Annotated in this window: 17 protein-coding genes and 1 pseudogene; 9 read left to right on the forward strand and 9 right to left on the reverse strand. The window is 69.4% G+C overall.

Annotated features, from left to right (window positions below; all coding sequences use genetic code 11):
* The first annotated feature begins 16 nt into the window (after positions 1–16).
* Both WMF17_RS32560 and WMF17_RS32565 read left to right on the forward strand, forming a co-directional pair.
* Positions 17–1,411 carry a hypothetical protein gene (locus WMF17_RS32560; RefSeq protein ID WP_437597112.1) on the forward strand — a complete coding sequence of 465 codons (1,395 nt, stop codon included), beginning with the start codon at positions 17–19 and terminating at the stop codon, positions 1,409–1,411.
* Between the two features lie 356 nt (positions 1,412–1,767).
* Positions 1,768–2,097 (forward strand): DUF2325 domain-containing protein, encoded by a 330-nt coding sequence (locus tag WMF17_RS32565; protein WP_437597113.1) that lies wholly within the window; start codon positions 1,768–1,770, stop codon positions 2,095–2,097.
* Between the two features lie 293 nt (positions 2,098–2,390).
* On the opposite strand, the gene WMF17_RS32570 is transcribed toward WMF17_RS32565, so the two are convergent.
* From WMF17_RS32570 to WMF17_RS32585, 4 genes and pseudogenes are all read right to left on the reverse strand, one after another.
* Positions 2,391–2,807, reverse strand: a complete 417-nt coding sequence (locus WMF17_RS32570; protein WP_437604330.1) for a 2-oxoglutarate and iron-dependent oxygenase domain-containing protein — start codon at positions 2,805–2,807, stop codon at positions 2,391–2,393.
* 36 nt (positions 2,808–2,843) lie between these two features.
* A complete protein-coding gene (locus WMF17_RS32575; protein ID WP_437644893.1) occupies positions 2,844–4,247 on the reverse strand; it encodes an SOS response-associated peptidase family protein in 1,404 nt (467 codons plus the stop codon).
* Positions 4,248–4,575: 328 nt separating this feature from the next.
* A complete protein-coding gene (locus tag WMF17_RS32580) occupies positions 4,576–5,175 on the reverse strand; it encodes a hypothetical protein (RefSeq protein WP_437644895.1) in 600 nt (199 codons plus the stop codon).
* Between the two features lie 877 nt (positions 5,176–6,052).
* Positions 6,053–6,460, reverse strand: a pseudogene (locus WMF17_RS32585) (Uma2 family endonuclease); the annotation flags it as partial.
* 67 nt (positions 6,461–6,527) lie between these two features.
* Here WMF17_RS32585 and WMF17_RS32590 point away from each other — a divergent pair.
* From WMF17_RS32590 to WMF17_RS32615, 6 genes are all read left to right on the forward strand, one after another.
* The gene (locus tag WMF17_RS32590) at positions 6,528–6,857 is read left to right on the forward strand and encodes a hypothetical protein (RefSeq protein ID WP_437644897.1); all 330 of its coding nucleotides are present in this window, start codon (positions 6,528–6,530) and stop codon (positions 6,855–6,857) included.
* A gap of 524 nt (positions 6,858–7,381) precedes the next feature.
* Positions 7,382–7,744, forward strand: a complete 363-nt coding sequence (locus WMF17_RS32595) for a hypothetical protein (RefSeq protein ID WP_437597117.1) — start codon at positions 7,382–7,384, stop codon at positions 7,742–7,744.
* A gap of 334 nt (positions 7,745–8,078) precedes the next feature.
* Entirely contained in the window at positions 8,079–9,779 is a 1,701-nt protein-coding gene (locus tag WMF17_RS32600) for a response regulator (protein ID WP_437644899.1), read from the forward strand.
* Positions 9,780–9,842: 63 nt separating this feature from the next.
* Positions 9,843–12,614, forward strand: coding sequence for a beta-propeller fold lactonase family protein (locus WMF17_RS32605; RefSeq protein WP_437644901.1), 2,772 nt, complete (start codon positions 9,843–9,845; stop codon positions 12,612–12,614).
* A 617-nt stretch (positions 12,615–13,231) separates the two neighbouring features.
* The gene (locus WMF17_RS32610; protein ID WP_437644903.1) at positions 13,232–14,455 is read left to right on the forward strand and encodes a hypothetical protein; all 1,224 of its coding nucleotides are present in this window, start codon (positions 13,232–13,234) and stop codon (positions 14,453–14,455) included.
* The gene (locus WMF17_RS32615) at positions 14,452–15,204 is read left to right on the forward strand and encodes a ferritin-like domain-containing protein (RefSeq protein WP_437644905.1); all 753 of its coding nucleotides are present in this window, start codon (positions 14,452–14,454) and stop codon (positions 15,202–15,204) included. Before WMF17_RS32610 ends, WMF17_RS32615 begins: the two co-directional genes overlap by 4 nt.
* 42 nt (positions 15,205–15,246) lie before the next feature.
* Here the strand turns inward: WMF17_RS32615 and WMF17_RS32620 are convergent, their stop codons facing one another.
* Both WMF17_RS32620 and WMF17_RS32625 read right to left on the reverse strand, forming a co-directional pair.
* Complete coding sequence (locus tag WMF17_RS32620) at positions 15,247–15,999, reverse strand: dienelactone hydrolase family protein (RefSeq protein WP_437644907.1); 753 nt, start codon at positions 15,997–15,999, stop codon at positions 15,247–15,249.
* An 82-nt stretch (positions 16,000–16,081) separates the two neighbouring features.
* Positions 16,082–19,387: a hypothetical protein gene (locus WMF17_RS32625; protein ID WP_437597126.1), complete on the reverse strand. Its 3,306-nt coding sequence runs from the start codon at positions 19,385–19,387 to the stop codon at positions 16,082–16,084.
* 412 nt (positions 19,388–19,799) lie between these two features.
* On the opposite strand from WMF17_RS32625, the gene WMF17_RS32630 reads away from it, so the two are divergent.
* On the forward strand, positions 19,800–20,723 hold the full coding sequence (locus tag WMF17_RS32630; protein ID WP_437644909.1) for an FAD-dependent oxidoreductase: 924 nt from the start codon (positions 19,800–19,802) through the stop codon (positions 20,721–20,723).
* Here the strand turns inward: WMF17_RS32630 and WMF17_RS32635 are convergent.
* The 3 genes from WMF17_RS32635 to WMF17_RS32645 form a co-directional block, all read right to left on the reverse strand.
* Positions 20,657–22,201 carry an ISKra4 family transposase gene (locus WMF17_RS32635; protein ID WP_437643636.1) on the reverse strand — a complete coding sequence of 515 codons (1,545 nt, stop codon included), beginning with the start codon at positions 22,199–22,201 and terminating at the stop codon, positions 20,657–20,659. The genes WMF17_RS32630 and WMF17_RS32635 overlap by 67 nt on opposite strands.
* 616 nt (positions 22,202–22,817) lie before the next feature.
* Positions 22,818–23,183 (reverse strand): hypothetical protein, encoded by a 366-nt coding sequence (locus tag WMF17_RS32640; protein WP_437644911.1) that lies wholly within the window; start codon positions 23,181–23,183, stop codon positions 22,818–22,820.
* Positions 23,184–23,313: 130 nt separating this feature from the next.
* Positions 23,314–23,541, reverse strand: coding sequence for a hypothetical protein (locus WMF17_RS32645; RefSeq protein ID WP_437644913.1), 228 nt, complete (start codon positions 23,539–23,541; stop codon positions 23,314–23,316).
* Positions 23,542–23,565: the final 24 nt, after the last annotated feature.

The following is a 23,565-nucleotide window of genomic DNA, read 5'->3' on the forward strand; positions in this document are numbered from 1 at the left end:
CCGCGAGCGTGACGCCATGACCGATCGATCTCCCCCCCGCGCGGCGCGCCCGCCGCATCCCGCGCTGTCGACGCGATCGGCGCCGCCGCACCCGGCGACGGTGGCGCAGCGGAAGGAAGCGCCGCACCCGGCGACGGTGGCGCAGCGGAAGGAAGCGCCGCACCCGGCGACGGTGGCGCAGCGGTCGACGCGGTACGCGGCGACGACCGGACCGGCGGCGGGGGCGCGCGCCGTGCAGCGGAAGATCGGCTTCGAGTTCGAGACCAACTGGGTCGTCAAGGGGCCCATCACCATGAAGAAGGGCATGGTGTTCTTTCGCGGGAAGGGATGGGAGGCCACCGGCGACGAGCATCACGACTACAACAACCCGCGCGCCGCGAGGGTGCACGAGGAGCTGAAGGTCTCGTTCATGCAGACCAAGCGGAAGTACGGCAAGTTCATGGCCCTCGAGTTCAACATCCTGCCGCTCGAAGAGGACGATCAGGAGGGCCTCCGTGCGGTGTTCGAGGACCTCGACCTGTTCATCAAGGCCCTGATCAAAGAGCGGTCGAAGGACCGGAAGACGCCCGCGAGCCGGATCTCGGGCTTCACGCGGGGGGACGTCGACGAGAAGGCGCTCGCCGGCTACACGTTCGACTCGCGCAAGCTCCCCCTCCAGGGGAACCCGCAGCTCACGGCCGGAATCCAGCGCGGCCGCACGCTCGCCGCGCTGCGGGAGATGACCGAGAAGAACTCGCCGCTGCTCGGCCATATGACCGAGGCGAGCTACCGGATCGAAGGCATCCTCGACCGGGCGAAGACCGTCGCGAAGGGGTATCGCGCGGCGTACAGGAGCGCGTACCTGGACGCCGTGCACGTGCACCACGGCCAGGCCATGCCGAGCCTCGACGAGGTCGAGGCGGCGTGTGAATCGCTGATCGCGCTGCTCGCGATCTACGTCGCGGAGACGTTCCGGAACGTCCGTTACAAGGAGCACCCGAAGGACTTCGTGCCGATCCTGAGCCGCACGGCGCCGGCAGCCTTTCCCATCCTGGACATCGTTCCACCGGCGGCGATCGCTCATGGAGTGTGCGAGGCAGCCGGCGTCCAACCCAACGCGAGCCTGCCGCTCCACAAGCGGATAGGGAAGGAGTACAAGGCGTCGGCGCTCGTCGAGGAGGTCCTCCTCGTCGCCCAGAAGTACCGGTATGTCTTCGAGCAGCAGGCGGACTGGAAGCGCTGGGAGCCGCAGGAGGTCGGCCCGCGCGGGCACCGGAGCGTCGGCCACGTCTACGAGCTTCGATCGCTCGCGCGGGAGGTCCCTTACCAGAAATGGCTGCCGGTCGCGCTCGAGCTGGCGGGTAAGATCAGCGCGATCAATCGAGGGGGCGCCGATGACAAGAAGGCTCCGGCGCCGACCGGCGCGACGTGAGGGGAGGGCACGGGCGGCGGAGAGAGCTTGTGCTCGAGATCGGTCGAGAGGACGTAATCCCAGGCCCAGCGCTCGATGGTGCCGGGCGGGGGCGCGTCGCTGGGCGGTGCTGTGGGAGACGGCATGGCGCGGCAGGACAAGGGCGGGCTGCTCTCCCTACCACAGCGCCGGTGCTCCCGCGCTTGTCCTATCGGCAGCGCCGCCGAGCCAGCGCGGTCGCCCTGTCACGATGACAAAGGTCCCCGCGCCGCACCGACATTTTGCCGGAAAATCCCCGGGAATAGATCAGAACGACGAGATTTGCGCGGAGATGACCGCTCGAGAAGCGTGGCTTACGCCTTGCTCTGAGACTCGGCATGAAGGCGGAGCGGCGTTCCCAGGCGGTCGACAGGAAGCGCGAGGAGCAGACGGTGCTGGTCATCGGGGGCAGCGGCGGCATGTCCAGCCGCTACCGCGATGTGGTCGAGAAGCACGGCTGGTCGCTGCGCCATTACGAGAACCGCGTGCCGCCGGGGGCGCGCCGCGGCGTGGGCAGGATCGCGCTCATCGTGATCATGGTGACGATGGTCTCGCACGCGCTGCGCGATCAGATGCAGAGCCTCGCGGCGGACGGCGCTCAGGTCGTGTACCTGCGCAGCGCTTCCGTGTCCGCGCTGCGGGCCGCCATCGAGCAGGCGGCCGCCTGACGGGCGGCGGCGACCCGGCGGAGGACGGGCCACACAGCGGCTCAGCGCACGCCGACGAGGCGCTGCATCAGGCGCTGGAACTCGGGGACCGAGAGATCGATGTGCTCGACGACGCGGCCGTAGAGCGTGGCCGTGGGCACGTTCCATTCTTCCTCCGGAAACATAGGCCTTCGACTACACGATGCAGCGCGGCGACCATGGGCGGCATCCGCAGCCCGCGGCAGCGCGGGAGCGCGTCCTCGCGAGCACCGACCTCGCCGAGCTGGACCGCTGGATCCGCTAGGCCGCCGTCGTCATCGACGCCCGGGAGCTCCTCGCCCACGCGGGCCTCGCAGAGGGAGCCCCGTGCCCTGGCGTCGGGGCACACGGAGGTCACACCGCGTGACGAATCCGGAAAGCTGACCACGATTCGAGCTGGAGATAGCCGAGCGGCCCTGCGGGAGGACCAAGGCCTCGAAGAGATCGGGCGAAGGCGCCTCGATTCCGAGGCTGTAGCTCAACGCTTCGGTCCCCCGCGCCGCATACCCGCGGTTGATCCCGGGATGCGCCGGCCGCACCAAGAGCTTGCGATCGAGCGGTAGCGCGACGAACTCGTCGCTCGCGGCGCGCATCGCGGCGATCATCGACTCGGGGATCCCGTGTCCGACGACCTGCAAGAACCCGCTCGTTTCGCACGCCGCTGCCACCGCGCTGGCCACTCGCGCGCGCATAGTCACCGATCCGAGGCGCCCCGACAACCGGCAACTCTAGAGGCAACCGCAAGCGAGCGAGCCTTCGCGCACCGAAAAGCCGTCGGCGTCGGCGTCGTCGGTCCAGAAGAACGGCTTGACGCCGCCGCTGCACTCCGCGTCCGGCGCGAGCGCGATGCCTTCGTTGTTGGAGTCCGGCAGCCCGCCGGGGTGCGTGAAACGCCGCTCCAGCACGAAGCGCCCGAGCGCGTCGTCGATACCGAGCACGGCGGATTGGTTGTCGCACGTGTCGTCGCAGTAAGCCCACAACCTCCCGGTGTCACGGTCGAGCTCGAGCCCCATCACGCCCCCGAGCGGCGTCGAGATGCTGGCCACCAGGGTGGCCGCGCCGCTCTCGTGGTTCAGCGCGAAAGCGTACACCTTGCCGGTCTGTTCCACGCCCACCAGAAACAGGCCGGCGCCGTGCTCGCCGTAGTCGCTCGGGACGTAAGCTCGGGCCTTGCTCTCGTCGAAGAAGCGGTGCGCCGTGAGCAAGCTGTCAGCCGCCCAAGTGATCGCTTCCAGACCCGCGTTCGCGCCGACCTCGGGCAAGAGCGCGGTGAGGTTCCATTCGTGAGTCGCGGTCAGCGTCGCTCCGGCGGCCGTCACGTCGTAGCGCAACACGGACAGCCGGCTCACGGAAGAATCGTCCGCGTCGCGCTCGGCGCACACGTAGACGCCCGCGGCGCTCGTGGCGGCGAACGTCACGCCCTCCGCGTCGGGCGTGCCCTTGCCGTTCGGGTAATGCAGCCGTTTGCCGGAGGCCCAGTCCTTGGACGTGTCCGGCGCGTAGCTCCCTCCGCTCTTCAGCAACCGAAACAGCTTGGCGGAGAGGTTGTCGGTCGCCCACAGCACTCCGGGCGCCTCGTAGGTCAGCCCGCTCAGATCGCGCTCGAACGCGTCCTCCCTGTCGAGCGTGCGGACCTCGGCCTTGCCGGGCCACGGCGACAGCTGCGTCGAGCCCGCCGGGCACGCGCCGGCACCGCCCGCCCCCGCGCTCGCACCACCGGCTCCGGCGGCGCCCCCAGCGTTCGAGGTGCCGGCCGCGCCGGCCGAGCCCGCGACAGCCGCAGCGCCGCCGCTCCCTCCCGCAGCACCTGCTTGTGCTGCGCTCCCGCTCGCCCCTCCTGCCACGGATGAGGCGTCGGCCGCCGACATACCGCTTGCCCCGCCCGACGGCGCTGGCAGAGGCGGCTCGCTCGAGCCGCTGCTGCACGCGGCCAGCCATGCCATCGCGACGACGGTCGCGTGAGCCCGGAGGTTCATCGTCTTCTTCCCCGCGGCCTTGAACTCTCGCCAACCGGTCGCTGACACAAAGCAACGATAGCGCTCGAGCGCGCCACGCCACAATGGCTCGTGTTCGAGATCCTCCGCGCGAGCGTCAGCGTGGCGTGGACGAGTGGTGTGCCGGCGGCGCGTCACGTCGTGACGGCGCGTTCACTGCTGGCTGCGGCCGGCGAAATTTTTGCGGCTCCCCGTCTGCGACGCATGCGCTCAGCGCGGGCGGCGCTTCGGGCGACCGAGCAGCAATCCCAGCGCCGCGAGGAGCTGGCCCCGTGAGGCTGCAAAAAACCTCGGAAGCTGGCCCATGACCTTGCAAAGAACTGGGTCACGCCCCCGCGCGGGTGGCCCCATCCTCCTGCGTTTGGGGTGGCCCCATGGCCGTGCAAAAAACGCCGTCAGGTGGCCCCATGAGGCTGCAAGCTGGCAGGGAGGAGTGGTTTGGTCAGCGTCGCCCCGCTCGCTGCGCTCAACCGAGCGACTGCAAAATCGAGCTGAATCCGTGCTGGCCGGGGCGGGTGCCCTGCGGGGACAGCCACGCTTCGTATGTGTCGCCGCTCGGCGAACGGAGCTGGATGAACTCGAGGCTCACGAGAGGGTTGAAGGGGTTGCCGGGGCGGGAGCCGATGTCTTGGCCGGGATACGTCGCGTCTTGGTTGAAGGCGCGGGTGCCCTGATCGAGGGCGGCGTGGTGCTTGTAGTTGCCGCGTTTGCCGAAGTCGCTGTACTCGCGAGAGACGAGGACGCGGCCGCTGCTGGTGAGGCCGACGTGGACGTTGGGAACGTAGCTGGAGACGCCGATCATGGCGGCAGATGCGGCGTTGAGGGCTCCGCCGGCGATGCGGCGGGCCGTGCCGGCGGGCACCTGGTACTCGACTCCGCTCCAGTTGCCAATGATGCGCTCGCCGGGCTGGAGCTCGTAATACGGGGCGTAGAGGTCGCTGAATCTTTGCTCGTTCTGCTCCGGGGTCATGCTGGCGGCCTCGGCCATGGCCTTCTTGCGGACGTGCATCGAGTACGCGAAAGCGGCCGCCATCAACACGAGCGGGATCAAGTAATACATCTGCATGACCATCTCCTCCTAGAGAACCCACGCTCCACTCGGGAGCCATCGAAGGCGATGGTTACGCGGCGGCGCACGCCAGGTCAAGGGGGCGCGCTTCACGTGATGACCATGCCCTCGGCGCCCGCCGCCGTCACTGCCTCTTCTATCTGTTGATTCTGGAGCTCCATGGATTAACGCGGCATCCGGCACGCCGAAGTGCGCGTGAGAGCATGTCAAAAAAAAAACACGTTCACTGGTCATCACACGGACGACACGGCATATCGGCAGTTCATCGCCGGCGAGGGAGTCTTTGCCCCCCGCAAGGCAGCCGCGCCACGCCCGGCGGCATCCCCGACGCGGAGCGCGCGCCGTGTGCCCTCGCCGCCCCCCCGGCCGCTCGGGGGAGATCCGCGCCTGCGAAGGTGAAGGCGGGCGACGCAGCGACGCGCGCCCGACTCCTCGCCCGCCGTGCGGGGCGTCCTGCAGAACGCTCCGCGCGCTGCGGTTCGCCAGGCCGTGAAGACCTGGCCGCGCGTCGACAGCGCCGGGGGGAGCACCAAGGCCGCGCGCGGCGCGCCGTCGCCCGAGGGGCGTGTTGATGCTCGGGAGAGCGGGCGCGGCGGGGACCGGCACGATAGCCGTGCATCGCGCCTCCCTCCGGAGCAGAAGCGCGAGCTTGACGCGCGGATAGGGCTCGCATCGACGGAGAAGCCGATCCGACGGGAGGGGAGCAAGGTGATCTTCGGACCGCTGACTCCCGAGGAGGCGCGGCGCCTGCTCGCGTCGCGAGCGCCCCGCCCGTGACGGCCACCCGGCGCTCGAGCGCTCGCCCGGACCCCTGTGCGGGTCCACGCGATGAAGCTCACCTGTGCCCGGCGGTCAGCCGGGAGATCGGGAGACTGATTGGCATCTTCTCGTCGCGGTCGACGTCCTCCGTCGACGGGCTCAGCACCTCGCAGATCCAGTCCGGGGCGAGCGCGAAGTACGCCGTGTCGGGCAGTTCGGGCATGCGTTCGCGGCGCCAGCCGGCGAGGTCGGGCACGAGCGCGTCGATCTCGCCCGGCGCGTGCGGGTCGGGGAAATGGAGCTCGGGCTCCGGAAGGATCCACCCCCCGCCCGGACCGCCGCGCCCGCGGTGGAAGGGGCCGAAGAGCTCTCCTTGCAGAGCACCCGCAGCATTCGCGTGCCGCGGCGCCGGCCGGGGGACCACGTGCAGGGTGCCCCCGATGATCTCCGCCACCTTGTTCGGCGGGACGGCCTCGAGGTCGGCGTACGTGGCGCGCCGCTGCTGCTCGGCGGGCTGGCCCATGGACGAAGCCTGCCCGGGGGCGGGCGGCGAGGCAAGGCGGTGAGGAGCAGGGCCGGGGCGGCGCGCCGTGGAGGACAACCCGCGCCTGCTCCAGGAGCTGCCGCCGAGCCGGGTCATGCAGCAGAGCGGCAACATCTTCAAACCAGAGCTGTTCCACCTCGACGAAGAGGCGGGCATCGTCTACCGCAAGGAGCAGTTCGAAGGCGACGGGCGGCCTCCGGGCGAGTACATCGTCCGCGACCGGCGCTACACGCGCGAGGACGTCGCGGCGATGTGCGGCCAGGCGGGGCTCAGCCTCGTCTGGGCGAGGCCTGTGGCGCTGGGGATGTGGGAGCAGGAGCTCGCGGCGGACGATCCGAAGGCGAAGGAGATTCTGTTTCTGGTGGAGCGGGGCTGAGCGAGCTCTCGACCGGTTGCTCGTCGGCGCTCCTACCCCTTCCCTACTCGAAGTCCATCTGGACATCCCTCCGGCTCATCTGGACAGCCCCCTCGCCCATCTGGACATCCCGGCCGCTCATCTGGACATCCCCCCGGCCCATCTGGACATCCCCCCGGCCCATCTGGACATCCCACCCCTCGGCCTCGCCTCCCGGGTCCCCCCACCCGCGTCCAGACGCTGTTCCGTGCTGGACATCTCCACGAACGAGCTCATCCTCGACGCTTCGCGCCGTGCCCCGAGGGGCGCGGGACGCAGGAGGAAGGATCAAGCAGTCATCATGGCAAAGCAGGGGAAGGACTTCGAGCGCTGGGTCTAGGTCGCCGCCGAGACGGGGCGGACCGACAACCCGCTGAACATTCCGTACGATATCGCCGTGCGCGAGGCGTGGCCGCCGCGGCGTTCGTGAAGAAGTACTGGGAGCCCGACGGCGATCGCCTGGGCGCGGCACGGCCTCTCACCAGATGGAGCTACCCACTCGGGACGTGGCGGTTGGGGCGCTGCTGACGATGGTGCATGGCGAGGTCGAGCGCGAGCGGGTGTCGACTGCGCTGGGCGCTGTGCTGCCGTGGGCTGATGTTGGATTCGTGTCGGAGGGAATCTCGGTCCGGCACCTTGATCGGCTGCTGGATGGGCTCCTTCTGGCGACGTCGCCTCGCGTCGAATGGGCGAAGCTTTTGCGGCGGACTTACGCCGTAGATGTTCTCGCGTGCCCGCGATGCAGCGGACGGATGCGACTCATGGCCGCGATCACGGATAAGGCGACGGCGAGGAAGATCTTGAGCCACCTCGGTCTGTTCGCCGAGCCGCTGGAGTGCCGCGCGCGGTACCCGGCGGACCCCGCGTGACGAAACCGACAGGGAGGGACGCTGCTCGACGACGTGGCCGGGGGGAAGTCTGCCCTGAGGTGCGTGCGCCGGCCATCACGACGCGCCGCGAACCGCGACGGCGGCCGTTTGGACGAGCTCAGTAGGGTACAGCTATACGGTAGGATGCCTTCCGCTTGGTGCTACGTCGCGGTAATCCCAGGCGTTTCAGGCGTGGAAGACCTGCCTGCTCGCATAAGGCCCGTTCTGTCAATGAGCTCGTACCGTCGGACTGCAGGAGTCAGGAACGGCTCCGAGAATCTTGACTTTGCGGAACGCGTTTGCTTGTCCTATCCGCCGCGTGACCTTGCCCTCCGTGCGGAAGCTGGTCACGGCGGCGGAGCGCATCCGGGGCGGCGACCTCGATCAACGCTTCGAGGCGTCGGGCACCCGGGAGTTCGTGCACATCGGCGACGCGCTCAACGCCATGGCGCAGCAGCTCCGCGCGTCGTTCGCCGCCCTGGAGAAGACGAACGAGGAGTTCGAGCAGCGCGTCGAGCAGCGCACCGCCGAGCTCAAGGAGGCCAAGGTCGCCGCGGACGCGGCCAACCGTGCGAAGAGCGACTTCCTCGCCAACATGAGCCACGAGCTGCGGACACCGCTGAACGGCATCCTCGGGTACGCCCAGATCCTGAGGCGCTCCACGCGCCTGGGTGAGCAGGACCAGCGCGGCGTCGACGTCATCTCCGAGTCCGGCGCCCACCTGATGACCCTCATCAACGACGTCCTCGACCTGGCGAAGATCGAGTCGCGGACGATGGATCTCCACCCCAACGATTTCGACTTCCCGTCATTCCTGCGCGCGACGGTCGAGATCTGCCGGATCCGCGCGGAGCAGAAGGGGATCGAGTTCGTCTACAGGCCCGGCCCCGCGCTGCCCGCGGGCGTGCGCGCCGACCAGCGGCGCATGCGCCAGATCCTGCTCAACCTGCTCGGCAACGCCATCAAGTTCACCGAGCGGGGCCGCGTCACCTTCACGGTCGCGGAGGTGCAGGACGGCGCGCGCGAGGGCCTCCCGGACGACGGCGCGGGCCGCGTATCGCGGACCGGCAAGCGCACGATTCGCTTCGAGATCGAGGACACGGGCAGCGGGATCAGCGCCGAGCACCTCGACCAGATCTTCTTGCCCTTCAAGCAGGTCGGCGACAAGAAGCGTCACGGCGAGGGCACCGGGCTAGGGCTGGCCATCAGCCAGCGGATCGTCGCGCTGATGGGCAGCTCCATCCAGGTCAGGAGCGAGCTCGACAAGGACAGCGTCTTCTGGATGGACCTGACGCTCGCCGAGGCGCCGAACTGGATCGACAAGGCGAGGCTCACGGAGCAGGGTCGGATCGTCGGCTACGAGGGCGCGCGGCGGAAGCTCCTCGTGGTGGACGACAAGCGGGACAACCGCGCCGTGATCGTCAACATGCTGGAGCCCCTCGGGTTCGCGGTGACGGAGGCGAGCGACGGCCAGGAGGGCCTCGACAGGATCGCGAGCGAGGCGTTCGACCTGATCATCACCGACATCTCGATGCCCGTGCTCGACGGCTGGGAGATGATGCGCCGCGTCCGGAAGATGCCAGAGCGCGCGGATTCGATCCTGATCGCGTCGTCCGCCAGCGCCTTCATCACCGACCAGGACAAGAGCCTGGAAGCAGGCGCCAACGACTTCATCGCCAAGCCGCTGCAGATGGATGAGCTCCTCGAGAAGGTTCAGCGATACCTCTCGCTGGCGTGGATCCACGAGCGGCAGGGCGGCGCGCGCGAGGAGGCGGAGCCCAGGCCCGACCCGGGGGTGACCCCTGCGGTCGCCCCCGCGGATGTCCCCCTGCCCCCCGTCGAGGATCTCAAGGCCTTGCGCGATCTCGCGCGCAGAGGGCTCGTCAACCAGATCCAGAAATACGCCGACAGGCTCGATCAGGCGAGCCCTGCGAACGCGCCGTTCACCAGGCACCTGCGCAAGCTCGCCAGGGACTTCCGGCTGGAAGCCATTGAAGAATTCGTCGGCCGGCACCTCGACAGCGGCCCCCCGTGAACGGCGCCACGTGAACGCGCGTTTTTTCGTTGTGGAAAACAGCACTTCACGTACGTTCAAAAAATGCTGCCCGCATGCTGCCTGCGCCGCATCCTGGCTGTATGCACCGGTGCTACAGCCGCTCTTCTCGCTGCCGCTCTCCCCGCGGCGGCCGCCACGCCGTTCACGACCTTCGAATCGGGCCAGGTCCGCCCGATGGCCCTGTCGAGGGACGGCAAGCTGCTCTTCGCGGTGAACACGCCCGACAACCGGCTGGAGATCTTCCGCGTCCAGGCGGATCGTCTGCGGCTCAAGGCGTCTGTGCCCGTGGGCCTCGAGCCGGTCGCCGTGGCCGCCCGCGGTGACGACGAAGTCTGGGTGGTGAACCACCTGTCCGACAGCGTGAGCGTCGTCGACGTTCGAGACGAGGAAAAGGCGCGCGTCGTTCGCACGCTGCTCGTGGGCGACGAGCCGCGCGACATCGTGTTCGCCGGGCGGGGGCGCTCGCGCGCCTTCATCACCACGGCCCACCGCGGCCAGAACATCCCCTTCGATCCGCAGCTCACGACGCCCGGCGTCGGGCGGGCGGACGTCTGGGTGTTCGACGCCGACCACCTCGGGACGTCGCTCGGCGGCACGCCGCTCTCCATCGTGACGCTGTTCAGCGATACGCCGCGCGCGCTCGCGGTGACGCCGGACGGCAGCCGCGTCTATGCCGCCGCCTTCCACTCGGGGAACCGCACGACCAGCATCGACGAGAGCCTCGTGCCGAACGGCGGCGAGGCGGAGGGCGGATTGCCCTGGCCCAACACCAATTTCGAGGGCATTCCCCAGCCCGAGGTCGGGCTCATCCTCAAGTTCGACGGGGCCCACTGGGTCGACGAGCTCGGTCGTAACTGGGACGGCGCGGTGCGCTTCTCGCTGCCCGACAAGGACGTCTTCGTGATCGACGCGCTCGCCAATCCGCCGCGCCAGGTGGACGGGCCGGGCGGCTTCTTCACGGGCGTGGGGACCATCCTGTTCAACATGGTCGTGAACCCGGTGAGCGGGAAGGTGTATGTGTCCAACACCGACGCCCGCAACGAGGAGCGCTTCGAGGGGCCGGGCCTCTTCGCCGGCCACAGCGTGCGGGGCCACCTGCACGAGAGCCGGATCACCGTCCTCGGCCCGGGCGGCGTCGTCCCGAGGCACCTCAACAAGCACATCGACTACGACGCCTGCTGCGCGCCGGTCTCGAACGGCGAGAACGCGAAGAGCCTCGCGCAGCCGACGGGGATGGCCGTGACGCGCGACGGCGCGACCCTGTATGTCGCGGCGCTCGGCTCGGACAAGATCGGCGTCTTCGACACCAGGCAGCTCGAGAAGGGCACGTTCGTGCCGAGCCGGTCGAGCCAGATCCACGTCCCCGGGGGCGGCCCGACCGGCCTCGTGCTCGACGAGGACAGGCAGCGGCTCTACGTGCTCACGCGCTTCGACAACGCAATCTCCGTCATCAACACGCGGACCCGCCGCGAGGTCGCGCACGTGCCGATGCACAACCCCGAGCCCCCGAGCGTCGTCCGGGGGCGCCGCTTCCTCTACGACGCGTCGCTGAGCTCGAGCCACGGCGACTCGTCCTGCGCGAGCTGCCATATCTTCGGCGACTTCGACAGCCTCGCGTGGGATCTCGGGAACCCGGACGGCACCGCGCTGGTGAACCCGGGGCCGTTCTGCACCGATCTCTTCGGCCAGGACCCGACCCTCCATCCGATGAAGGGGCCGATGACGACGCAGAGCCTGCGCGGCATGGCCAACCACGGGCCGATGCACTGGCGCGGCGACCGGACCGGCGGCCATGACGCCCCCACCTCCCAGCCGGACAGCGGGGTGTTCGACGAGCGGGCGGCGTTCCAGAAGTTCCGGGCGTCATTCGTCGATCTTCTGGGGCGCGACGAGCCGATCTCGGAGGAGGACATGGAGGCCTTCACGGACTTCATCCTCCAGGTCACCTATCCGCCCAACCCCATCCGGGCGCTCGACGACTCGCTCACGCCCGATCAGCGCGCGGGGCGCGACTTCTTCGGGGGGCCCGTCTCGAGCATCCTCGGCGAATCGTGCATCGGGTGCCACGACGTCGACCCCGGCGCCAACCCGGACGACTTCGCGCCTGGCTTCTTCGGCAGCGACGGCGGCTCGGCCAACGCCAACGAGTCCCAGGTCTTCAAGGTCCCGCACCTGCGCAATCAGTACCAGAAGATCGGGATGTTCGGCATGGCGGAGTCGTTCGTGTTCCCGTTCGGCGGCTCCAACGACCCCATGGGCGACCAGGTCCGCGGCTTCGGTTTCCTCCACGACGGCGGGGTCGATACGCTCTTCCGGTTCAACTCGTTCTCCGATTTCGTCCAGATCCCGGAGAACCCCGGCGGCTTCCCCATCGGCCCCGAGGGGGACCTCCTGAAGCACCAGGTGGCAGCGTACATGCTCGCGCTGGAATCGAACCTGAAGCCGATCGTCGGCCAGCAGATCACGCTCACGTCATCGAACGCGGCGGTGGCCAGTCCACGCATCGCGCTGCTCATCGCGCGCGCCAACGCCGGCGACTGCGATCTCGTGGTGAAGGGCTGGTCCCACGGCGAGGAGCTGGGCTTTCTGTACACCGGGAATGGCCGGTTCGAGCCCGACCGCGCGCGCGAGCCGCGGCGGTGGGACACCGAGCTCCGTCAGCTCCCCCGGGGGCACCGCGGCGAGCTGACGTATACGTGCGTGCCGCCCGGATCGGGGGAGCGGATCGGCATCGATCGCGACGGCGACGGCTTCCGCGACGGGGACGAGCGGGACGCGGGCAGCGACCCGGCCGACCCGGCGAGCGTCCCGTGACGGAGCGTTGACGGAGGGATTGCGGGGCGGGCCCGCGACCCGCCGCCGGACGAGCCGCCCCTCGACGAAGATGGCCAGTAGGGTACAGCTATACGGTAGGATGCCTTCCGCTTGGTGCTACGTCGCGGTAATCCCAGGCGTTTCAGGCGTGGAAGACCTGCCTGATCGCATAAGGCCCGTTCTGTCAATGAGCTCGTACCGTCGGACTGCACGAGTCAGGAACGGCTCCGAGAATCTTGACTTTGCGGAACGCGTTTGCTTGTCCTATCCGCTCCAGTCCCCGCTGAGCCCGCACGTCGATCGCGCTGCGCCCGCACGTCAATCCCGCTGAGCCCGCAGGGCATGCCGGTTGCGTAGAGCCACGTCATGCTGCGTTTCGAGTCGCTGCTGGGGCAGGGCCACGAAGAGGAGCCCTCGTTCCTGCTCGGCACCGCGGCGATCTCGGACTTCATCAACACGTGCTACGCGCGCGTCGTGAGCGCTGGAGGCAAGCAGCGCTCAGGCGATTTGCGACAGATGTGGCCAGGTGCCCCATCGCGGCGCTCGGCCCTCGCGAACAGGCGGGGCGTTCCCCCGTGGAGCGCCCCTTGCACCCACCCCGGAGACTGGAGGTCAAGGTGGCACTTGATTTGTTGAACGAGCGGGGCACACCGCTGGACAAGCAGCAGTTCGACTGGCGCGAGATGGTCAGCATCCCGTCCAGCAAGCTGAACGATGACGCGTTCACCCGCGTCCGGATCATCTTGATGAACGGCATCGAGTCGGAGGCGGTGCGCTTCTCGCACGCCTGTGCTCGCATGAACGGCCCGCTCCAGCGGGAGCTCGCCCTCATTCGCCGCGTCGAGCAGCACCAGCAGACGATGGTGAACTGGCTCCTGCCGGGCGATCTGTCCGTGCTCGAGACCACCATCGGCTTCGAGCAGGTGGCGATCGAGGTCACCGCGTCGGTCGCGATGCGCGAGCCTGACGAGTACATGGCGCAGGTCTACCGGTTCGGGATGCTCGAGGACTTCGACCACCTGTACCGCTACTCGGCGCTCATGGACCGGGTGCACGGCAAGGACTCGAACAACATCCTGCAGTGCTACACGGACGTCTGCCCCGGCAGGCCCACGAGCGTCGAGCACCGTCACCCCGACGACGACCTGCGGGCCCCGTACGATCGGACGACGGCGGCGCCGCTCACCAAGCTACACGCGCTCACGATCATGGCGGCCGAGCACCAGACGCACGACTATTACATGAACGTCGGGCCGACCTTCGCCGACCCCATGGCGCGGCAGCTCTACGCGGAGATCGCCTCCATCGAGGAGCAGCACGTCACGCAGTACGAGTCGATCATCGACCCGAACGAGACCTGGCTCGAGAAGTGGCTGCTGCACGAGGCGGCCGAGGTCTACAACTACCATAGCTGTGCCCAGTCCGAGTCGAACCCGCGCATCAAGGCGATCTGGGAGCGGTTCGTCGATTACGAGCTCGGCCAGCTCCAGCACGTGCGCCGCCTCTTCGAGGAGATCGAGGGGCGCGACGCCGCGGAGATCCTGCCGAGGGAGCTGCCGGATCCCATCGAGTTCCGGAGCCACCGCGAGTTCGTCCGCCGCGTGCTGCAGGGCGAGGTGCACCTGCGCGCCGTCGGCAAGAGCATCGTGGATCCGCGGCAGGTGCCCGAGTCGCCGCAGACGCTCGCCTACCGCGATCGGCTGAACATGGCCGGCTCGCCGTCGGAGACGGTGGCGGCGGGGTACGTGTACGTCCCCGGGACCGAGCTCGCGGTCCAGGCGGCGCGGGGCAAGCAGGCGAACGGTAACGGCGCGAAGGTTTACAGGATGAGGTCAGCATGAAGACCGAGACGACCGCGGGGATGAACCGCACCGGAATGGACATGTCGCCGATGGACTCGAAGGAGCTCGTCGTCGGCGCGCGGATCATGCCGCCGAGCAGCGCGGGCGACGATTCGGCCATCGCCAACGTCATGGCCCACTATGCGCGGCGGGAGGAGCGGGTCGGCACGATGCCTCCGCCTGGCACGCTGAAGGGCGCCGTGAAGACGGCCCTCCAGGCGCTGAAGGGTGAGGCGCCGCTCGTCCTGCTCGACAAGCTGGGCGAGCGCCTCGCCTTCGAGCGGGCGGGGAGCCGGCTATGGAAGGGCGTGCTCGCCAAGCTCGACGCGCTCGGCTCGTTCGAGGGCGGCCCGACGCGCGAGGAGATCGAGCTGATCACCAGGGAGGAGTCGGAGCACTTCCTCCTCGTCGCCTCGGTGATCCGGATGCTCGGCGCCGACCCGACGGCCGAGACGCCGCTCGCCGACGTGCACGGGGTCGCCTCGTGCGGCCTGATCAAGGTCGTCACCGATCCGAGGACGAACCTGGCCGACGCGCTGGAGGCGATGTTGATCGCCGAGCTCACGGACAACGACGCCTGGGACGTGCTCATCGAGATGTCCCAGGGCCTCAACGACCAGGAGCTCCTGAACCAGTTCGCGGCGGCGCGCGCCGCCGAGGCGCGCCACCTCACGATGGTGCGCTCCTGGATCAAGGCATCCGTGCTTGCCCGGGCGAAGGGCGATCACGCGAACATGGTGTCGAGCTGAGCCGACGGCTCGTCGCGCAGGCCGGAAGGCCTGCGCGTAGTTTCAGCCTGCCCGGTGCTCGAGGACCTCCTCGAGGAAGCTCCGCATCGCGGCCCACGATCGCCTGGCGGCGGCGGCGTCGTACTGGAGGCCTGCCTGCGGGAGGTTCGCGCCCGGGTAGGTGAAGGCGTGCATCGCGTGGCCGTAGGCGTGGATCTGCCAGTCGGCCCTGGCCTCGGTGAGCTCGCGCGCGAGGGCGAGCACGTCGGCGGGCGGCGCCATCGGGTCTTCCCAGCCGTGGAGCACGAGCACCTTGGTCGTGATGGGCGCCTGCGGTCCCAGCTTCGGCGGGTGCAGCACGCCGTGGAAGCTCACCGCGCCCCTGAGGCCCGGCGGGCTGCTCCGCGCCAGGTCGAGGGCGCACAGCCCGCCGAAGCAGTATCCGATCACCGCGATGCGGTCCGGGTCGGCGAGCGGGTGCTGTCGGGCCGCGGCGAGGCCCGCCACGAGGCGCCTGCGGAGCAGGCCGCGGTCTTCCACGAAGGGCGCCATGAGCCGGGAGTTGTCCTCCATCTCGCCGCCGCGGACGCCCTTGCCGTACACGTCGAGCGCGAACCCGAGGTAGCCCAGCCCGGCCAGCTCCACGGCCTTCTCGTGCATGGCCTCGTTCTGCCCTGCCCACGCGTGGGCGATGAGCACGCAGGGCCGCTTCGCGGCGCAGGACGCGTCGTGCGCGACGTACGCCTCGCAGATCGTCTCGCCCTCTGTGTAGTCGAGGCGTTCGGTGTGAATGGGAGGGGGTGGTTGGATAGGCATTTCCTGTCCTTTCAAGTGAGGCGGCGTCCTGTGCGGCGTGTGCCGCCGAGGCGCCTGCCGTCCGGCGGCCAACGAACCGAGCTCACTCCATCTCGATGTCGTCGATCCACATCCCTGCGTTCGCCTTGTCGAGCTCGATTTGCAGGATGGAGGAAGACTGGGGTGCGTAGAAGCCGACCGCGGCGACGAGGGCGCCGTCGACGTACAGACTGGCTCTCTTGGTGGTCCAGTCGATGTTGCGCAGCTCGATGTGGTACCACGTGTTGGCCCTGGCTGTGACGCCGTGGAAGGTGCCGCTCGGCGCAGCCACGCCGACCCTGCTGCTGTGGAAGCCGAGCCATGCCACCTGACCGCCCGTGTCGCCGCGCAGCACGACGCCGGCATGGTAGGTGCCGAGCACGGTCGCGGTGCGGAGCCAGAAGCTCACCCGCGTGGGGCGCGCCGCGTCCAGCGAGCGGAACGCGAGGTCGTTGTCGCCGTCATAGTAGAGGCTGCGGCTGCCTTCCGCGGCGTGGGCGTCGGTGACGTGGAGCTGCACCCTCCCCTTGCCAAACGTCCAGTCGCTGCCGTCGGTGGTCTCGAAATCGTCCGCATACCAGTCGTCGCGGCAGGCGCCCTCGAAGCAGCGCTGACCGGCGGCCGCGCAGTCGATCCCCCCGGGCGCGTACGTACCGTCGTGGTTGCAGGTCGTCGCCACCGAGCCGTCGCAGGCGGGTCCCGGCGCGCAGGCGCAACCGCCGAGGGAGCTCGAGCAAACCTCGGGGTGCTCGCAGAGCCTCACACGTGTGCTCGAGTGCCCGTCCGGGCCGCACAAGGCGACCTCTCGATCGTTCGTGCAGAAGTTGGCGCCGGGCGTACATCGTTGGGTGGTGCGTACCGGGTACTGAGCCAGCTGCTTGACGACGACGCGGCCGTCCTGGATCCAGGCGCCGAAGACACGTGGGATGGCGTGCCTGCTGCCGAGGTTGTTCACGAGGATCCGGCCCACGACCGCCATGTCCAGATCCTTCGTGCTGTGCCCGGCGCACGCCAGCGAGAGCCCCTCTTCGAGCTTCGGCGTCGACATCGGCGGGAACGAGCCAGTACCGATGCGCACCGTGTCCTCGGTGAGCGACCCCGACCAGCCGAGCAGGTAGTCGTTGTTGCCGAGGAGCGGGCGCTCGTCGGGCTTCCTGGCGCGGAAGTGCGGGAGCGTGGGCCTCGACGCGACCTCGAGGGGCGCAGGGAACGACCGAGGAACGCCGCCGACGAGGCGCGACGCATGGAGGCGCCGGCCCTCGCCGACCCTGGCCGTGTAAACGACGAACGGGACATTGCCGTGGAGCTGGAGCGCGGGCTCCGCGGGGTCCTGTTCGGTACCGACGCGCTGCACGGATCCGGACGGCAGGAGCGTGTCAGCGTGCAGGCGCTGGTAGTAGAGGGCCGCATGGCCGAGGCGGCTGTCGATCCACGCAACGGCAGGGGCACCTGACGAGACGTCGGCCACGGCCAAGGTGGCCTCCGTCACGTTGCCTTCGCCTTGCGTGACGTCGACGACGTCCGACGCCGCCCCCAGCGAATCGAGCCGCAGCGCTCGCAGCCGACCGACGCCGGAGACCTCCTCGATGAACGTGACGACGATCCTGTCGACGTCGTATTGCGCGATTTCCACCGAGTGGAGGCCGGTGCCCGCGTGCAGCTCGCCGCCCGTGAGCAAGGCGCCGTCGTCGCTCACCTGCGCGTACCGCAGCGAAGCCTGGTCCTCGATCCAGACGACGTGCGTGTTCTTTCGCGTCTCGCCCACATCATTTTCGCGGACGAGCGCCGGCCGCTCCGCGTCAGCGCCCGCCGTGGAGAGCTGGAGCGGCGCGAACCCGGGCACCACCTGAGGCTCACCCAGGAAGTAGCGACCGGAGAGCGCCAGCACGGGGCCGCCCGTGAGCACGGCGACCCCTTTGCCCGCCACGACGTCGCGATAGCTCACCAGGACGACGTCGTCGTTCCCTGTGATGCGCGGCGACTCCGGCGCGGTGGGGTTCTCGCTCAAGACGTCCGGCACGAACTCCGAGAACGAAAACTCGATGCCGACTTCGGACACGTAATCCGTGCAGGTCGAGGAGCTGCACACGTTGAGGACATAGGCTGCCCACAGCGTCGCATTCGGGCGATCGACCTGCACGAAGGCCGGCTCCACGTGGCCATCGTTCGGGCCGTTGTAGCGGGTTCCGACGAGCGAGGCCGCCGGTCCTTCGCCAGAGAAGCGCGGGACGATGGAGAGTTCGGACCGGGCGTACTTGCGGTTCACCTGCGCAGCCGAGGCGCGAAACGTTATCACGACAGGGCCGCAGGCCGGCACGAGCTCCGCCGCGGCCCCGTTCCAGTACTGGTCGCCGGTTCGTCCGGTTCTGTAGCTGACCGAGAAGGGGTACTCACGGGGGCAGCCGGGGGTGCCATTGTCCGCCTCGAGGCAGCACGAAGCGACCGGGGAGGTGAAGCAGCTCGCGCGACAGTTCGTCTCGTTCAGGAGCCACGTGTTGAAGCAGGTTACGTTGTTGGCGCACGACCTCGAGGAGCCGGCGCACACCGCCCTCGTCACGCAGTCGCTGTTGCAACCATCGTTTTCGACGCGGTTGCCGTCGTCGCAGGCTTCGCCGCGTTCAATCGTCATGTTGCCGCAGACGGGCTCGTCGCCGCCGCCGCCGGTCCCAGCGCCGCCGCCCGTTCCCGCGCCGCCTCCGGTGCCTGCGCCGCCCGCTCCCGCGCCGCCTCCGGTGCCTGCGCCGCCCGCTCCCGCGCCGCCTCCGGTGCCTGCGCCGCCCGCTCCCGCGCCGCCGCCGGTCCCAGCGCCGCCGCCCGTTCCCGCGCCGCCTCCGGTGCCTGCGCCGCCCGTTCCCGCGCCGCCTCCGGTGCCTGCGCCGCCCGTTCCTGCGCCGCCTCCGGTGCCTGCGCCGCCCGTTCCTGCGCCGCCACCCGCCGCGGAGGCACCGCCGGTCGCCGAAGCGCCGCCCGTCGAGGAGGCTCCACCCGCGCCGAGGTCACCGCCGCCGGCAGCGTCACCGCCGCCGGCAGCGTCGCCGCCGCTGCCGGCGTCGCCGCCGCTGCCGGCGTCGCCGCCGGTTCCCGTGTCGCCGCCGGCTCCAGCGTCGCCGCCAGCGCCTACCGCGCTCGTCTGGCCGCCGGTGGCATCGCCGCCGCCTTCCGTTGAGCCGCCGCCACGACCACCCGTGTTCGACGAGCCGCCGCCGCTTGTCGCGCCCCCCGTCGCAGCGTTGCTCGTGCTGCCGCTCGGCGAACCGTCGCCCCCCTCGCCATCAGGCTCGACGGCCCCGCCACCGGGCCTGATCTCAAGACAGGCGACGACACACGTCAAGAGCCAGGCCTTCGATAGATTCTTCAGGAAACGTGTCATGCGTGATCCTCGGCAAGGAGCGACATCGGCGCTCATCAAGCGACACGACAGCGGTGGACACTGGAGGCTAGCAAGTCCAAGCGCGATCAGAAAGTCAAGCACCTCGTGATGGCCGTCCCGTCGTCCCGTCACGCTGCACGCGCTGGTTGTCCTGGCACCAAACGTCTCGGCAGCGCCTCGCGCGGTCAGAACCGATCTTCGGCAGCTCGGGGAGCGCAGGCTGCGCGGCGGGGGTCTTCGTCTCCTCTCATTGCCTCCGCCCCGCGATGTGTCTCTCCTCGCGCATGCTCGCTCGCGCGTCCGCCGGCCGCAAGCGCCAGGACACAGGCGATAGGACGTTGCCCATCCGAGCCTCGCACGAGACATCTCCCGTCCGCTCTCGGCGCAACGGGCGAGCCCGCGATGGCGGCGCATGATCGAGCACGTCAAGACGGTGCGCACCGTCTCGTTGCAGCTCTGGGTGAGCCAGCCCGTCGGTCGGCTCGGCACGAGCGCGCACGCGCCCATCGTCGGCGCCTACCGGATGCCGCTCGAGACGTGGGCCGACATGTCGCATCTCGCTCCCGTCGAGGGCTGGCGCGCCGGCGAGGGCGTGCAGGGGATCCTCTACGCGTGCGGGCAGCTCGGCCATGGCGACGATCCGGTCGCGGCGCGCGATCCGCGCGTGGACGACCTCGCCGCGCTGGAGCGCACCGCGCTCGATTTCCTGGAGAAGGACCTGGGGCACATCTGGCCTGCCGGACGGGAGGCCGCTGGCGGCGTGCGCTGGGACGCCCTGTTCGATCCGGAGGGGCGCGCCGGCGCCGAGCGCCTGCGCGCGCAGTACCTGCGCGTCAACGCGAGCCCATCGGATCGCTACGTGCTGTCGGTGCCTGGCTCGCAGAAGCACCGCATCGCGCCCGACGACACGGGGTTCGAGGGCCTCGTCGTCGCGGGCGACTGGACCCGGACCGGCTACGATCTCGGCTGCATCGAGGCCGCCACGATGTCCGGCCTGCAAGCGGCGCGGGCGCTCGGCGCGCCTGTGGAGGTCCTCGGCGAGGTCCGGCGCCGGCGGGCCTACCAGGCGATCGTGGAGGCGAAGGCCAGGGTCACGGCGCTGCGCGGCTTCGGTCCGCTCCCTGGCACGCTGCGCGTGGACTGGGATGATCACGACAGCCACCCCTTCTCGGCCGAGCTCGGCCTGGCTCCCGGTGGCCAGGAGGCCCTCGCGGCCGCGTGGGTCGATTTCGACTTGGGTGCGGCTCTTCTGGAACGAGGGCGTTTTGCTCATTTCACCCGGCGCAGTTTGGGTCGAGGCGGCGGCAGCGGTGAGGGGACATCGCCTCCTGCATAACGTGCACGGTGCGTTCGGTCATGCTCCTGCTGCAGGTGGAACGCCCAGTAGGCTTCGAAGTCGCCGCTCGAGCGCAGCGAGCGGAGGCGCAGCACCGCCTCTGCGCCTTGGAGCGACCAGCGAGCCCCGGTGCGGTCCATGCGATCCTTGACGAGATGGCGGCATGCGCCCTCGATCACCCCCGTGGCGATGGGCAGCCCCGCTGCGAGCGCGCGATCGTAGTGCAAGAGCGTCCGATGCTTCACGAGGTAGCCGATGCAGGTATCGAGCGTCACCGCTGTCCCCATGTCCACCACGCGGCTGCTGGCATGGCGCCGGATGGTGCTGGCAATGGCTCCGGCCGTGCGCCCCGCGAGCAGCTCGTGCAGCCGGCACGTCACCCACTGCTCGACCTCCTTGGTCCCGTCGGCGAAGAAGCAGTGCGCGGCCTTCCAGAGATATTCAAGCACGTGGATGATATCGAGGACTATTGTGATCTCGACGCATGCCTTCTTCGCGGCGCGCTTGACCAGGGTGATCTGGTCCTTGTTGCCGTCGACCAGCACCACCCACCGCCGAAGGCGTTCCGGATCGCGACGCAGGCCTTCAGCAAACGCCGCCGAGATCACCTCTCGCGATGACTTCTCCACGCTCGCCCAGACCCGTTTGTTCACCGGCCGCGGCCGTTGCGCGGCGACGTCATGCACAGGGCGCAAGTCGTTCACGATGTCGTCAGGCGTGCGGACCCAGGGGTCTATCGTGTAGAGGGTGGCGACCTCGGCCATTCGCTTCCGGTTGCGCTTCTCGCCCTTGGCGAGGCGCTTCGTGAGCTTGTGTTTCCCCGCTTCCGCAGCCTTCCGCGTCGCAGGTCGGAGGTCTTCGCGCCGCATCGCGATCCCCTTGCCGTCGAAGCTGAGTACCAGCAGCGCCTGAGTGTCCTCGACTTCGACGGCGCGGGTGGAGTAGAACGCATCGAAGTCCTGCGCGGCGCGCTCCGCGAGCTCCTCCACCTGGCGCTTCGGCACCGCGGCGCCGGTCGATTTTCTCAATCCCTCAACGACCTCATCGAACGAGCTGCGGGCGGCGCTCTCGGCGACGTAGCGACGGACGCTGTGCGAGTAGAGCTCGTCCGGGAGGCTCAGCGCCGCATCCATCGGATGAAGACCGGGGACGCCCGGCGCCTGATAGGCCGCGCGTGGCACATCGACCTCTCCGACGACCGACATGAGCGCTCTGCTGCTGAGACGTCGATGCTTGCGCTGAACGCCGTCCGCGCCCTTGACCTCCACGGGCCTTTCGCGCTCGGCCCGAAGCTCGAGGTGGGCCTGGAGGAGCCGCCGCTGGTACTCGCGCCCCTCGTCGACGACGAACCCCTCCAGCTCGGCATGCGTGCTCTCCATCGACTCGGATGACCGAAGATGCTTCTCCATGGCTTCTGCCTGCTCCCGGGCGCTCTCGAAAGGGTCCTGACCTGCTGCAACGGCGTACGCGGCGCTCACGACCAAGTCCTCCTGCCGGTCCAACCTGCCTGTCGGGACCGGCCTCTTGCAGAGGCCATGGATACGTCAGATTCGTGGAATTTCAACGCGTTGCATTTTCGCGCCCGGAATTATCACCTGTGGCGAAGTATACGATCGTCAATCCGTCGAATGTGGCCTCGCCCGCGCCCGGATTCTTTCACCTCTCGCGGCCGAACCTGGGCTGCGGCTTCGCGCTTGGGCCGGCGGATAAGTGCACGGCATCAACGTCGCAGGGGGGCCAAGTCCACCGGCTACGTCGACGGGCGTCTGCGTCGATGTGATAGGGGCGCGGTCCCAGGGACCGCGCCTTCGGCGCAACACCATGAAAGCGCACGGACTTTTGTCGTCGCCAAGGATCTACACCCTTTCGACTTCGTGATGGAGTCGGGCCGCGAGGTGTTCAATGCGGCCCGCGACGGCGGCAGCTCGGCGCGGCTCACGGCTTCCTGACACGGCATGGCGAGCTCCGGGGGGGGCACGAGAGCCATGCCCGCAGCTCGGCGCCTGTCTCCGACCGCCGCTCCGGGAGCCTGGGCGGCTCCAGGGACGCGTGGTGCGTGTGCAACAGGCCGTTCTGGCCGCGCTCCGCCGGGCCTCAGGCCGGCGCGCTCGTCGCTCCGCCGCCCTCCGCGCCCGCCCCGGTCGCCGGCGCTGCCGGTGTCGCCGGCGAGGCCGGCGAGGCCGGCGCTGCCGGGGAGGCCGGCGCTGCCGTCGCGCCGTTCGCCGCCTCGCCCTTGGTGCCGCCGTGCGCGCGCCGGGCGCCGGACTCGCGGTGGGCGTCGAGCGGGCGGAGGGCCCTCCGGACGGTCTCGAGCGTCGCGGGGTCGTCCTCGTCGACCATGCCGACCACCTTGGTCGCATAGCTCACGATGGCGGCCTGGATGGCGCGCACCACGGTGCCGAGGTTGGATGTCGCGGCGGCCTCCTCCTGCGCGACCATTTCGTCGCGTTGCTTCTTCATGGCGTGGAGTTCCAGCTCGGCGGCTGCGATGCGCCGGTCGAGCTCTCGCACGGTGAGCCGCAGGGGCGGCTGGAAGGCGCGCGGGAGGCGGCGGGCCGAGCGAAAAGGAGCGTGGAGCGTCGGGACGGCGTCACGCCTCGTCGTGAGCGTCGAGCCGAGCGCGTTTAGGCGCTGCGACGAAGGCAGCGGCCACAGCGAAATTCCCCGCCGTCCATCCCGAACTGCGCATCATTTCGGCTGCGTACTGGCCTTGACGCGCCGATGCCTCGGGGGTTGTTTGGTAGGGTCCATGGTTACCAAAATATGTCGTCTTGCCCAGCCGTGCGATGTCTCGGCGGGCCTCCTGGGAGAAGTTCATGAGAAAGCGTTCTTTTGTGAGTCT

Source organism: Sorangium sp. So ce362, assembly GCF_051519845.1.
Lineage (GTDB): Bacteria > Myxococcota_A > Polyangia > Polyangiales > Polyangiaceae > Sorangium.